The organism is Chryseolinea sp. T2, from assembly GCF_037203685.1.
Classification (GTDB): domain Bacteria; phylum Bacteroidota; class Bacteroidia; order Cytophagales; family Cyclobacteriaceae; genus Chryseolinea.
On sequence record NZ_JBBCAU010000005.1, the window covers coordinates 80,924 to 94,063 of the forward strand.

General features: G+C 47.9%; 12 protein-coding genes. 11 read left to right on the plus strand and 1 reads right to left on the minus strand.

The window, feature by feature from the left end:
• Positions 1-19 precede the first annotated feature (19 nt).
• The 5 genes from WBG78_RS17215 (at position 20) to WBG78_RS17235 (ending at position 4,270) form a co-directional block, all read left to right on the plus strand.
• Positions 20-733: an orotidine 5'-phosphate decarboxylase / HUMPS family protein gene (locus WBG78_RS17215; protein ID WP_337327700.1), complete on the plus strand. Its 714-nt coding sequence runs from the start codon at positions 20-22 to the stop codon at positions 731-733.
• 33 nt (positions 734-766) lie between these two features.
• Positions 767-1,792, plus strand: a complete 1,026-nt coding sequence (locus WBG78_RS17220) for a zinc-binding dehydrogenase (RefSeq protein ID WP_337327701.1) — start codon at positions 767-769, stop codon at positions 1,790-1,792.
• Positions 1,793-1,795: 3 nt separating this feature from the next.
• On the plus strand, positions 1,796-2,593 hold the full coding sequence (locus WBG78_RS17225) for an SDR family oxidoreductase (RefSeq protein WP_337327702.1): 798 nt from the start codon (positions 1,796-1,798) through the stop codon (positions 2,591-2,593).
• A gap of 165 nt (positions 2,594-2,758) precedes the next feature.
• Positions 2,759-3,640, plus strand: coding sequence for a sugar phosphate isomerase/epimerase family protein (locus tag WBG78_RS17230; RefSeq protein WP_337327703.1), 882 nt, complete (start codon positions 2,759-2,761; stop codon positions 3,638-3,640).
• 294 nt (positions 3,641-3,934) lie between these two features.
• A complete protein-coding gene (locus WBG78_RS17235) occupies positions 3,935-4,270 on the plus strand; it encodes a hypothetical protein (protein ID WP_337327704.1) in 336 nt (111 codons plus the stop codon).
• A gap of 1 nt (position 4,271) precedes the next feature.
• On the opposite strand, the gene WBG78_RS17240 is transcribed toward WBG78_RS17235, so the two are convergent.
• Positions 4,272-4,826 carry a hypothetical protein gene (locus WBG78_RS17240; RefSeq protein ID WP_337327705.1) on the minus strand — a complete coding sequence of 185 codons (555 nt, stop codon included), beginning with the start codon at positions 4,824-4,826 and terminating at the stop codon, positions 4,272-4,274.
• A gap of 112 nt (positions 4,827-4,938) precedes the next feature.
• On the opposite strand from WBG78_RS17240, the gene WBG78_RS17245 reads away from it, so the two are divergent.
• The 6 genes from WBG78_RS17245 to WBG78_RS17270 all read left to right on the plus strand — a co-directional run bounded on the left by WBG78_RS17245 (position 4,939) and on the right by WBG78_RS17270 (position 13,132).
• Positions 4,939-5,610, plus strand: coding sequence for a hypothetical protein (locus tag WBG78_RS17245; protein ID WP_337327706.1), 672 nt, complete (start codon positions 4,939-4,941; stop codon positions 5,608-5,610).
• The gene (locus WBG78_RS17250) at positions 5,597-7,225 is read left to right on the plus strand and encodes a S8 family peptidase (protein WP_337327707.1); all 1,629 of its coding nucleotides are present in this window, start codon (positions 5,597-5,599) and stop codon (positions 7,223-7,225) included. The genes WBG78_RS17245 and WBG78_RS17250 overlap by 14 nt, the downstream gene beginning before the upstream one ends.
• 67 nt (positions 7,226-7,292) lie before the next feature.
• Positions 7,293-7,946 (plus strand): ribulose-phosphate 3-epimerase, encoded by a 654-nt coding sequence (gene rpe, locus WBG78_RS17255; RefSeq protein ID WP_337327708.1) that lies wholly within the window; start codon positions 7,293-7,295, stop codon positions 7,944-7,946.
• Between the two features lie 293 nt (positions 7,947-8,239).
• A complete protein-coding gene (locus WBG78_RS17260) occupies positions 8,240-9,259 on the plus strand; it encodes a hypothetical protein (RefSeq protein WP_337327709.1) in 1,020 nt (339 codons plus the stop codon).
• 172 nt (positions 9,260-9,431) lie between these two features.
• Entirely contained in the window at positions 9,432-11,924 is a 2,493-nt protein-coding gene (gyrA, locus tag WBG78_RS17265; protein ID WP_337327710.1) for a DNA gyrase subunit A, read from the plus strand.
• A 26-nt stretch (positions 11,925-11,950) separates the two neighbouring features.
• Entirely contained in the window at positions 11,951-13,132 is a 1,182-nt protein-coding gene (locus tag WBG78_RS17270; protein WP_337327711.1) for a tetratricopeptide repeat protein, read from the plus strand.
• The last annotated feature ends 8 nt before the right edge of the window (positions 13,133-13,140 follow it).

Below are 13,140 nucleotides of genomic sequence, written 5' to 3' on the forward strand. Positions count from 1 at the left end.
CGATAACTAATAATTGCTTATGAAGCCCATCGTTCAAATCTCGCTCGACCTCACTAATATAGATGAAGCATTAAAGACGGCTGAAATGGCCATGCGTGCGGGCGTGGATTGGTTGGAAGCCGGTACTCCTCTGATTCTGGCGGAGGGGCTGCATGGTGTGAAAGCTTTACGCCAGGCGTTTCCAAATGTGCCCATTGTCGCCGATTTAAAGACGATGGATGGAGGATATCTGGAGGCCGAAATGATGGCAAAGGCCGGCGCTACACATGTTGTTGTGATGGCACGTGCGCATGAAGAAACCATTCGATGTGTTGTGAAAGCAGGGAAGGATTGTGGCATCGCGGTAATGGGTGACAATTTGGGTTGTCCGGACATGGTTGCAGGTGCGAAGGAACTCGAAGATCTGGGTTGCGATTTTATCATCCATCATATTGGATACGATGAGAGACGGGGAATAGCAGCGCGTGGTCTGCGCATGCCGAGTCCGTTGGACCAGTTACGGGAGGTAGTGGCTGCTGTTAACGTTCCGGTACAGGCAGTCGGCGGACTGTCTTTGGAGCAGGCTATTATGTGTCCTTCTTACGGTGCTCCGCTGGTGGTCCTCGGCGCTCCGCTCACCATAGATGCCGATGCATTTAAGACAGCAGATGGTAATCTTGAGGCTTCTCTGCGGATGATATGCCAGGCGATACACAGTCATGGAGACGTTGCAGTGGGAAAACATGCTAAGTAGCTTTTAAATATCAACTTAAATATCTGATCAGTTATGAAATCAGCGGCCGTCGTCAACTTTGCTCCGGAAAAGGGATCAGTTGAAGTGAGAGAAATACCAGTACCGGAGATCGGTGAAGAGGATATCTTGCTGGAAGTGGCAAACGTAGGAGTTTGCGGAAGTGACCTTCATCAATGGACATCGGACCATAGCTGGCCTGTTAATTATCCAGTCGTTCTGGGTCACGAATTTGGCGGACACATTGCTGCCATTGGCGCTCGCGTAAAGGGATGGAAGGTGGGTGATCGCGTGGTGAGTGAAACAGCGGCAGTAATTGATACGGACAATCCCATGTCCAGGGTTGGGCTTTACAACCTTGATCCTACACGCAAGGGTTTCGGCTATGGAGTAAATGGGGCGATGACACGTTACGTGCGGGTACCGGCAAGATGTCTGCACCGTGTGCCGGATGCGTTGCCATTTGAACAGGCTTGTCTCACCGAACCCTGCTGCGTCGCTTTCAATTCCGTTGTCAATGCTGCACGTATCATACCCGGAGACAGAGTCATTGTTCTGGGTCCTGGTACTATTGGAATTCTCTGCGCCGCTGTGGCAAAACTGTGCGGAGCAGAGGTAGCAGTCGTAGGTTTAGAAAATGATCGCGGTCGTCTTGAGATCGCCCGTCAATATGGTTGCGAGGTAATCATTGGCGACGCCACAGCCTGGGCGAAAGAACGCGACGGACTTGGCGCCGATTGTATCATCGATGCTGCCGGTGTTAGCGCAACACTGCGAATAGCCCTTCAGTTGGTGCGACCGAATGGGCAGATTGCCAAAGTGGGATGGGGCCCTCAGCCTCTCAACTTCTCTCTCGATCCTCTGGTTCAAAAGAATATACGCCTGCATGGCAGCTTCAGTCACAACTGGCCTGTATGGGAACGCGTGATCGCATTGCTGGCGAGTGGCCAGCTCGACGTCCGTCCCATTATCGGGGGTGTATGGCCTATTACATCCTGGCATGAAGCATTCGAAAAGATGCATCATGGAGAAGTGGTTAAGAGTGTACTCAAACCAGTTTAAGCAGTGCGGCTGCCAGGTAAAGTAATCATCGTTACCGGAAGCACAACCGGGATCGGTAAAGCCATCGCGCAGGCCTGCGTCCGTGAAGGCGCTCACGTCGTCATTCACGGACTTGAGCAGGAATGGGGCTCTCAGGTCGTCGCCATGCTTGGTCCTGAGCACGCTGCCCTTCACATCGAAGACATATCGGCCGAAGGCTGTGCGGAACGATTAGTAGATCTTGCATTGTCCCGGTTTGGCAGACTCGATGCCGTCGTTAACAATGCAGCTGCCGTAGTTTCATCGAACATAGAGTCCACCGACCTTGCATTCTTCAGGCGTGTGCTGGAGATCAATTCTCTTGCTCCCTTCAGTCTGATCAAAGCAGCACTTCCTCATCTGGAAAGGTCCCGCGGTTGTGTGCTTAATATCGGATCAGTAAATGCCTACAGCGGTGAGCCGAATCTCTTTGCCTATAGTGTTTCCAAAGGTGCGCTCATGACAATGACCAGAAATCTCGGCGACACTTTGCATCGTGAAAACGGCGTTCGTGTCAATCAGATTAACCCGGGATGGGTGCTCACCGAAACAGAAGAGCAACGGAAGAAAGAGCATGGACTGGCGGCCGACTGGTATACCAAGGTGCCCAGAGTTTATGCACCGGCAGGTCGTATACTATGGCCGAAAGAAATTGCAGCTGCAGCCATATACTGGCTTGCTGATGAAAGCGGACCAATCAGTGGCCAGGTTGTAGATCTCGAACAGCATCCGTTTATCGGACGAAACCCTCCCAAAGATCAATCAACAATTCCGGATCAATAGGAATCCAAAATTAGTCTTACAATCAGAATGTGACAATCAGATTACTGGCACAGACTTTAACCAGCACTTTGAATGAATGAACAGTTGTGGCGTTGATCATTCAAAATAGGTTCAACTTGCAGTCTGCCACTTCTTAGATTTTAAAACAAGTTAATATTCGATACAATGCCAAAATTAGCCGCATTCCCCAAAGCATTCATGACTGCTCTTTGCAAAGATGGCTCAATGAAGTTATCTGAATGGATTGATCTAGCCTGTGCGTTGCAAATCGACGGTCTCGAATGGTATGCAGGCTTCCTGGAGATGCAGGACCGCAGTAACTGGGCCAGTTTCAGAAAACAGGTTGAGGATAATGGTAAGACGATTCCTATGATGTGCTGCTCACCTGACTTTACGCATCCGGACGCTGCCTTTCGCGCCCGTGAGATTGAGAAGCAAAAGTTCTGGATAGATATGACGCACGCCCTGGGTGGAAGTTATTGCCGCGTACTTTCAGGCCAGCGACGCCCCGAACTTTCCATTGACGAAGGCGTGCTGCTTGCTGCCGAATGTATTAAGACTTGTATTCCCTATGCAAAGGCCAGAAACATCACACTCATTCTTGAGAACCACTACAAGGATGACTTCTGGGAGTATCCTGAGTTCGCCCAAAAACAGGACGTATTTTGTAAGCTGGTCGACAGCGTTGTTGACTCCAACTTTGGAGTGAACTATGATCCGAGCAATGCCTTCCTGGCAGGAGAAGATCCTCTTGAATTATTGTACAAAATTTCATCGCGTGTTGTTACGATGCATGCCAGTGATAGATTTCTTATTGAAGGCACGATCGAAGATCTACGGCGGGAGGAACTCGGCGCGTTGGGTTATGCAAAACGCCTGCGCCATGGGGAGATTGGAAAGGGCTTAAACGATTACGATAAGATCTTTGCTGAACTCAAGCGGGTTGGATTCAACAGCTGGATCAGCATTGAAGATGGCGTAGATGGAATGGACCAGCTTGAAAGAAGTGTCTCCTTCCTCCGGAAAAAGATTGCACAGTATTGGTAAGCTACAACGAGATTCCTATCCGCAACTTCGACTGCAGCCGTGATCTGCAACTTATACGCTGACGAATGCCGGAGTGAAGCCTTCGTCACTGATGTGGAACTGAGCAGATTTTTTCAGCGTAAAAGGCGTTGATATATTTCAATCGTTTTCGATACCCACTTGCACATTTGGTTTCGTCGATGAATTACGCGTCCTCGTCTCAGGAATACGTTTGTGTAACAATTTTAGGTCTTACGGTTCGTTTAGTTCGCGGGTTGTTTTTAGTTTTGCCCAATAAAACAATACGCTATCGTGATGAAAATCAGAGTATTTGTTGCAGCTGTAGTGCTTGTTATGTCTGGTACTGTTCTTCGCGCTCAGGAGTTGAAGGGAGATCAGAACATGATCGTATTCGATCCACTTTTTTGGAAAGACCAGCTTAAACTCAACGATAACCAGTGTCTGCGAATCAGGGAAATCAACAGCGACTTCTACAAGAAACTCTCTGATGTTGCGAATGAATCAAATCATCAGGTCGTTCGTGCAAAGGCCGCACAAAGTCTGCTTGAACGCAGCGAAGAGATTTGGGAGACTTTTCATCCCAAGCAGCGCCGTAAGTGGAGAAGGATAGCTCAGGAGACAGCGATCTGATTTAATTATCAGTTTCCAGCATCTCAAGAATTGGCGCAAGCGTTTCGTACGACTTTAAGCCAGGACTAACTTCTTCGCTGCCCAACAGGGCAATGCCATTCACGTCTTCAAGGGCAAGTACTATCTCAGCCTCCTCTACACTCGATACCTGTACCATACGAGGCATTGAAAAAATACGCTTGTCATCGGCGGCAACTAAGAGATAAGCAGGTGTTACTTCACTGGCAAAAGATTCATTCCTGCTAATGCGCAAGATTAATGGAAGTGACAAATGAGCTACAAGCGAAAGTTCACTAAGACCTAATTCAATATAGTCGGGACGATAAGCTTCAACGATCTCGTCAATCTGGTGACTGCTGCTTGCACCATGTACTTCGGCAACGGTAGAAGGACCTGAAATCCATCCGCGGATTTCCTGATACCGGGTAGCGGTTATATGCCCGGGACGGCCTGGAACAGCCTGGAAGCCCAGCAGTTGAACGTCCATTCCGGCACAATATCGCGCATCACTAAGGTTGGTCAGCGAGCCAACCTTTACTAACGTCTTCAGAGGCATAGCATTAGTCAGGATTTAGAAATAAATTTGCCCTTTCGGCGTTAACCAGGTGGTGCCGGCTTTTGTGAACATGCATATTCTTACGCGTCGAGGGCTCCGATTTTTTGTTTTGATGGCCACAATATTCGCGCTTTCATGCGAATCTGAAAACAACAATGTGGTCGTAGAGGACTTACCCGCGGATTATTTTCCATTGAAGAAGGGTGTTTTCCAGGTATATGACATTCATAAAGTCGAATATGAGCTTGGAGTACGTACGGAAAGGAACTATCAGTTAAAGACGGTGTTGGTAGACTCTATCGATCGGGGTAACGGAACCTACTCTTACGTTCAGTATCGCTACGAACGTGGATCATCCAATCAGGGATGGGTTTATGTTAGTACCTGGGGAGTGCAGGCTGACGACCGCGAGCTGATTGTGAACGAAGGCAGCACGGCCTACCTTAACTACAAATTCCCCCTTTCGAAAGGATATACCTGGAACGGAAACACGTACAACAACGGGGAGCCGGACGATTACATCATGGAAGATGTCAAGGTCAATAAATCGATCGGCAATGAAAACTTCAGTGACTGCATCGTCATCAACCAAAATGATAATCAGGACTTCGTCGTATATCTCGATCAGCGCAAAGAGATCTATGCCCGAAACGTTGGTCTTGTATCTAAAGAAGTTCGCCAGCTTCATTATTGTACTGATTCAAACTCTGGCTGTTTGGGACAAAAGGTGGTTGAAGAAGGAATGGAGTATACGCAAACATTAGTTTTGCATGGGGAGGAATAATCTTCGGCTTGTTGTTATCGTGCTATTGTGCGTTTCCGCCATCAGTACAATGGCGCAGACGAATCGGTATGTCGTCTTCTTTAAGAACAAAAGCGGAACACCATATTCAATTTCGAATCCGTCCGGGTTTCTGTCGTCCCGTGCTATCGATCGTCGCGTAGAGCAGGGCATTACCATTACAGAGCAGGACCTTCCCGTTGTACCGGCATACGTATCCGGGGTTGCCAATACAGGTGCAAGAACATTTTTTACGTCGCGATGGGCCAATGCGCTGCTGATCGAGAGTGAGTCGGCTTTGATTCCCTCGATAACTCAGCTGACATACGTGGATCATGTTGAACAGGTTGCTCCCGGATCCCGGCTCAACGCCGGCGGTAGAAAGCGCCAGTCTTCGAGGGCAAAAAGCCACGTTCAGGGTACACGCACAGCCGCCCAGTTATCAATGCTTGGCCTCGATGCAATGCAGGACGCAGGCTATCGCGGCGAGAAGATTCTTATGGCTCTATTCGACGGCGGTTTCACTGGCGTGGATTCAGCTCCTCCATTTCAGCACATTTTCACTGAAGGCCGGCTGGATACAGATGCCTGCGTGAACTTTGTTAATGACACACACGACGTTTTTCAGTATGACGATCATGGTACTGCCGTCTTTTCCGTGATCGCCGCTTACGAACAAGGCAGTTACGTCGGAGGATCCTACGAGGCCAATTACCAGCTGTACGTTACGGAGGACGTCAGCACCGAATACCGTATTGAAGAATATAACTGGCTCTTCGCCGCCGAACGCGCAGATAGTGCAGGCGTTGATGTTATCAGTTCTTCATTGGGGTACTATGATTTTGACGATGCCTCAATGAACTACTCCCGGAATCAGCTGGACGGGAAAACTACCGTCGTATCCCGTGCCGCACAATGGGCGGCTGACCGGGGTATCATTGTCGTTTGTAGCGCAGGAAACGAAGGCGCTAATCAATGGCAAATGATCACTGCCCCTGCCGACGCAAAAGATGTTCTTGCGGTCGCCAGCGTGACAAGTACAGGACAACGCTCCCCATCAAGCTCAAAAGGTCCCTCTGCGGACGGGCGCATAAAGCCGGATGTGGCAGCAATGGGAGTGGGCACGGCTATCATTCGGCCCGACGGTAGCGCTGGCACATTAAACGGAACCAGTCTGGCGGCACCTTTGATTACAAGTCTTGCTGCCGGTGTTTGGCAGCGTTATCCCAGTCTTACCTGCAAAGAAGTAATCAATGCAATTCGAAGCTCATCATCTCAATCGTCTTCCCCTGATTCTCTTATAGGTTATGGCATTCCGAATTTTCAGGCAGTAGTGAATTATCTTGAGAGTCATCCACAGGAAGAAATATTCGCAGTTTACCCAAACCCTGTCACAGCAGATTCGCTTATAATAAAACCGGCCGACCCGGGCGCGGTCAGCGGTTGCCGCGTTGAACTGCTCAGTTCGGAAGGAAAGATCATGACTGCAAGTGATGTTTCATTCTCATGGCTCAATCGCGTGTATACGACTGACTTAACCCCGTATGGAGCTGGAATATACTTCGTACGCATTACCTGGCAGGACAGGCGATACATCTATCGTATTGCAAAGCTTTAGTTTCCTGTTGTTGCTGACGTGTCCTGACTAACAACTTTTTCTTTACTTTGCCGCACGAAAAATGTCTATGGCTTCTCCTTTGATTGCGCCTTCTGTTCTTGCCGCCGATTTCGGTAATCTTCAGCGCGATGTTGAAATGATCGATCGCAGTGTCGCAGATTGGGTACACGTCGACATCATGGATGGAACATTTGTTCCGAACTTTTCAATGGGAATTCCTGTGGTGCAGGCAATACGTCGTCATACCAAAAAACCTCTTGATGTTCACCTCATGATCATGACGCCTGAACATCATGTGGAAGCGTTTCGAAAAGCGGGAGCAGACCGGATCTGTGTTCATGTCGAGGTGTGTGCCAATCTTCACCGAAACATCCAACAGATAAAAGCGCTTGGATGCGCGGCCGGAGTCGCTATCAATCCACACACACCATTGATTTCACTCGAGAACATCTTAGTGGATGTTGATCACATTTGTGTTATGTCAGTAAACCCTGGCTTCGGTGCGCAGACCTTTATCGAAAATACTTATGCAAAGGTTAAGCAACTGAAGAAGATGATCACTGATCTTGGTTCTTCAGCCCTGATCGAAATCGACGGTGGCGTAAGTATGAAAAATGCCTCTGCGTTGTTGTCTGCTGGTGCCGATGTGCTTGTAGCCGGCAACTTTGTTTTTAGTGCTGCCGATCCGGAAGCTGCTATACAGGGACTAAAAGCCCTCTGATTTTTGGTCTCTTCCCATTCATATTTCCGCCTGATCCCCGATCTGCACCATACAATGCGCCGGATATTTCGACGTTTATGTGAAACGATTCACCGAAAAAACAGGCGCCTTGTGGCGTACAGAACGATAGCGGTCGCCGTTCTTCAAGTGAATTGTGCCTCAGGGGTCACGGCTAATAGGATGGAAAACGAAATTGCGTTAACTTGGCCATTTAAAGCGCACATTATTAGTGCCTTACATTTTTTGATTGTAGGAGATAACCCCGATTTTTTCTGAAGCGTCAGGTATTCATAGTGTTCATTCTGTTGTGCGGCGCACTCCTTTCGTCGGAGTCTGCCCTGGCACAGTACGAGAATGAAAAGGATGCCAGTGTTCCGCTTGAGTATTTCTACATCAAGCGGGAAAATATCGGTTTCTTCCGAAGGGTATTTAGCAAGGTAACTTTTGGGCTTAGTACAGGATATGGGAGCATGGCTTACAAACATGATCTCGGCGGTTACGGCATCATTCAAAACGGCGCCAGCGCAAGGCCTGTCATTTTCGCTTCATCCAATACCGCGGCCACTTACGGCAACTGGGTTAACGAGTTCACCAGTTCAACGGTAACCGCGCAGCCAAATGCATTTATGGTGAATAGCGACACCACTACCATTGGGTTCAAAAGCAAGTCGTTTAACATTCCTCTCAGGGCAACACTTCATGTTGATTTTGACAAGGTGAGGGTAGGAGGCGGATTCTCGTTTGAATATACCCATGTTGGATCTTTCAAGCCTACCAGTTATGGAGATCGGATAAACAGTTTTAGTACAGACTTTTCATCATTCTTCCTGAAGAAGTACTTTGCCATTATCGGCGGAACGGTATATCGCTATAACGATTACCTGCTGGTCGTCGATCTTAACCTTGGCGGTTATAGCCTAGGTCAGCAGTTTGAAAAGAGTCAGATACAAAAGGGAATGTTCATCAACCTGGGTGTATCTGCTGAGCGTGAGCTGTCCGAATACTTCAGACTATTTATTCGGCCATCCTACGAGATCAAAAGCTACGATCTAAAGTATCCTGAGAGCAGCCTCAGTGTGACGCACAAGATGAATGCTTTCTATGTGAACGTAGGAGCAACTTATCGGATCCCTGAACTTCGTCGTTGTTTTCTGAAGACCTGCAAGGCTCAGATGAATCATGCTCATGGTAATCGCGAATATAGAAGCCGGGTCCATCCTATTTACAAGAAGCAGAATCCACATTATGGTGAAAACCACCCCAATCTGATCAAGTACAAGGGCAAGAATAAGCGAAAACTTAACCCGTACTAAGCCCGGGTTCAGCAGATCTTTTGAGTCGTTCTGACTCGCATCAACAAACGGTTTATCACCTTCAAAAATCCTGTAAACTTATTGCTCGCCGGAGGTCCGAACGTATTGAATTTTACTATCTTGCACAGCTCGAAAAAGAGCCTCGAAACAGACAGTAACAATAGCGTTTTAAATGGCTGAAGAAAGTGGCGGCATGCCTCCTGCAAGGCAGAGTATAATCCCGATAAATATTGAAGATGAAATGCGCGGTGCGTACATCGATTATTCGATGTCCGTTATTATCTCCCGCGCTTTGCCGGACGTCCGTGATGGACTTAAGCCTGTACACCGGCGAGTGCTCTACGGGATGCAGGAACTGGGCGTAAATTTTAATAAGCCTTATAAGAAGTCTGCCAGAATCGTAGGGGAGGTTCTTGGTAAGTATCACCCGCACGGTGATGGATCGGTATATGATACCATGGTGCGCATGGCGCAGGATTGGTCACTCCGATACACGCTTGTCGATGGTCAGGGAAACTTCGGAAGTATTGACGGTGATATGCCTGCAGCGATGCGATACACTGAAGCGAGACTTCGGCGTATAGCAGAGGAGTTGCTGGCAGACATCAACAAGGACACTGTTGATTTTCAGCCTAACTTCGACGACTCGCTAACGGAGCCAAGCGTACTTCCTGGCAAACTTCCAAACCTTCTGGTTAATGGTTCTTCGGGCATCGCTGTTGGTATGGCAACGAACATGGCTCCGCATAACCTTACCGAGGTTGTGAACGGAATCATCGCATACATTGACAATCCTGAGATTACGATACCCGAACTGATGAAGTACGTCACCGCTCCGGATTTTCCGACGGGAGGTATCATCTACGGACACTCTGGAGTGCAGGAGGCTTTTCTGACTGGCCGCGGACGCATAGTGGTACGTTCGAAAGCAGAAATTGTAACCAACGCCAACGGCAAAGATCAGATTGTCGTTACAGAGATTCCCTATATGGTGAACAAGGCGCTGATGATCGAAAAGACAGCAGCGCTCATTAACGAGAAGAAGATTGAGGGAATATCCGACCTTCGTGATGAATCGGACCGTGAAGGCTTCCGCATCGTTTATGATCTGAAGAAGGATGCAATTCCAAACATTGTATTAAACAATCTGTTTAAGTTCACGCAGCTACAGTCGTCGTTCAACGTGAACAACGTAGCTCTTGTGAAGGGGCGTCCGATGACGCTTAATCTTAAAGATCTCATTAAATACTACGTCGAGCATCGTCACGAAGTAGTTGTTCGCAGAACAAAATTTGAGCTGGCTGAAGCGGAAAAAAGGGCGCATATTCTCGAAGGGTATCTCATTGCTCTTGACCACCTCGACGAGGTCATAGCACTGATCAGAAGCTCTCGTGATCCGGAAACTGCTAAGGAAGGATTGATGACTCGTTTCGGTCTGACTGAAATTCAGTCCAAGGCAATTCTCGATATGCGTCTGCAGCGTCTCACAGGTCTCGAACGCGATAAGATCCTGCAGGAATACAACGAGGTTAAAGCTTTGATTGAACGACTTCGTAATATTCTTGATAATGAGTCGGTTCGAATGCAGATCATTAAGGATGAATTGAATGATCTTCGCGAGCGTTACGGCGACGAGCGCAGAACTCTGGTTGAACACAACGAGGACGACATTTCGTACGAGGACATGATCCCGAACGAAGAAATGCTCATCACGATTTCCAACCAGGGATATATCAAGCGTACTTCTCTGTCGGAGTATCGCACGCAGGGCCGTGGTGGAGTTGGCTCGCGGGGCGTATCGACCAAGGACGATGATTTCACTGAGCACCTGTTTGTTGCGCAAGCGCATAATTATCTTCTGATCTTTACTGACCAGGGGAAGGTATACTGGAAAAAGGTTTACGAAATTCCCGAGGGTACTAAAACTTCAAAGGGTCGGGCCATCCAAAACCTGATAAACATTGAGCCGGGCGATACCGTCAGAACGTTCATCAACGTCAAGAACCTTACGGACGACAACTATGTGAACAACAATTTTGTCATCCTATGTACTGAAAAGGGTACTATCAAAAAGACGTCCCTGGAGGCTTATTCAAGGCCCAGGCAGGGCGGCATAACGGCCATTTCGATCCATGAAGGAGATCGCCTGTTAAATGCCTCACTGACAAACGGTAATAATCATATCATTATCGCAAAGAGTGAAGGTAAGGCGGTTCACTTCAACGAACAGGATGTGCGCCCTATGGGCCGGACTGCTGCCGGGGTTCGGGGTGTAACACTGGATTCAGATGCCGATAAAGTTGTAGGGATGGTTTGCATAAGCCGCGAAGATGCTAACTTGCTGGTAGTGTCGGAAAACGGGTTTGGAAAGCGCTCACTCATTGACGACTACCGGATAACGAGACGTGGCGGAATGGGCGTGAAGACGCTCGAAATGACGGAGAAAACTGGCAAGCTTGTTGCCATCAAGGAAGTAGTCGACGACGACGAATTGATGATAATCAACCGTTCCGGAATTACTATCCGCATTAAAGTGAGCGAATTGCGCGTCATGGGACGTGCCACCCAGGGCGTTAAGCTCATCAAGCTCAACGACGACGACCGGATATCTTCTGTTGAAAAGATCCAGAAGATTGACAAGATCGATGAAGAACCTAAAAACTAACTCCAACCTTTTATAAACCAAGTCAAATGAAAAAGTATACACTCTTGCTCTTGTTGCTGGTTTCGGCGGCGACATACGCACAGAAGGCGCCCAAGCCTAACCTTAACAAAGCCCTGCAGCTTTGGACTGAAGGCAAGCTGGACGAGGCTAAGTCTATGATCGACGCAGCCACTACGTACGAAAAGACGATGAATGATGCGAAGACGTATTATTACAAAGGTCTGATCTATGCAGCCCTCGACACTACCTCAAATGAGAAATTCAAGGCATTAGCTCCAGATGCTTTCGATCAGGCGCTCGCAGCCTTTGCAAAAGGTGACGAAATGCAAAAAGGAAAGGAACATTTTACTCAGGACGCAGCCGGAATGCCTATTCTGAAATCACAGCAAATTGCTTACTGGCACGGACAATACATTAACAAGGGCGCAGCGGCTTACCAGGAAGAAGACCTCGAGACTGCATTAAAGGATTTTGAGAAGGCTCAGAAAATCCTTCCTAATGATACGCTGGGTTATTTCTATGCCGGCTTTGTAGCCAATGGCATGGAGAACTATGATAAAGCCATCGAAAGCTTCCGTAAGTATATCGATCTTGGCGGTAAGTCTGTAGACGCTTACCTCAGCATCATCAACATCTATAGCGGTCCTAAAGACAACAAGGAAGAAGCTTTGAAGGTTGTTCGCGAAGCAAAACCTAAGTTCCCTAACGATCCTCAACTCCCGAAAGTAGAGATTGGTTTGCTGATCGATTTGAAACGTATCGACGAGGCTAAGAAAGGTCTTGAAAGCGCTGTTGCCAAAGAACCCGGTAACAAAGTTCTTCACTTCTACCTTGGATATGCCAATGCAAGTTTGAACCTCAATGAAGAAGCAAAAAAGAACTACGAGGCTGCACTTAAAATTGATCCTAATTACTTCGAGGCTCAATTGTACCTTGCTAAAATAATGTACAACGACGCTGCTGTAATTAAAAAGGAAATGGCTGCATTAGGTATCTCGGCAGCTGACAAAAAGAAGAAGTTCGATCTTGATAAGGTGTTGGTAGAGAAACTGAAGATCGCGCAGCCGTATTGGGAAAAGGCCGAACAATTGAACCAGAAAGATCAGGAAGTTGTAGACGTACTTTTCTCAATTTACCAGGATCTTGGTAACGATGCAGGCATGAAGCGCCTGGAGAAGAAGTATAAAGAAATGGGAGTTGACAACTGATAGAGTAT

Bases quoted from the DNA above. Each gene is read 5' to 3' on its own strand.
- WBG78_RS17215 (WP_337327700.1), top strand. From the start codon at position 20: ATGAAGCCCATCGTTCAAATCTCGCTCGACCTCACTAATATAGATGAA.
- WBG78_RS17220 (WP_337327701.1), top strand. From the start codon at position 767: ATGAAATCAGCGGCCGTCGTCAACTTTGCTCCGGAAAAGGGATCAGTT.
- WBG78_RS17230 (WP_337327703.1), top strand. From the start codon at position 2,759: ATGCCAAAATTAGCCGCATTCCCCAAAGCATTCATGACTGCTCTTTGC.
- WBG78_RS17235 (WP_337327704.1), top strand. From the start codon at position 3,935: ATGAAAATCAGAGTATTTGTTGCAGCTGTAGTGCTTGTTATGTCTGGT.
- WBG78_RS17240 (WP_337327705.1), bottom strand. From the start codon at position 4,826: ATGCCTCTGAAGACGTTAGTAAAGGTTGGCTCGCTGACCAACCTTAGT.
- WBG78_RS17245 (WP_337327706.1), top strand. From the start codon at position 4,939: ATGGCCACAATATTCGCGCTTTCATGCGAATCTGAAAACAACAATGTG.
- WBG78_RS17250 (WP_337327707.1), top strand. From the start codon at position 5,597: ATGGGGAGGAATAATCTTCGGCTTGTTGTTATCGTGCTATTGTGCGTT.
- rpe (WP_337327708.1), top strand. From the start codon at position 7,293: ATGGCTTCTCCTTTGATTGCGCCTTCTGTTCTTGCCGCCGATTTCGGT.
- gyrA (WP_337327710.1), top strand. From the start codon at position 9,432: ATGGCTGAAGAAAGTGGCGGCATGCCTCCTGCAAGGCAGAGTATAATC.
- WBG78_RS17270 (WP_337327711.1), top strand. From the start codon at position 11,951: ATGAAAAAGTATACACTCTTGCTCTTGTTGCTGGTTTCGGCGGCGACA.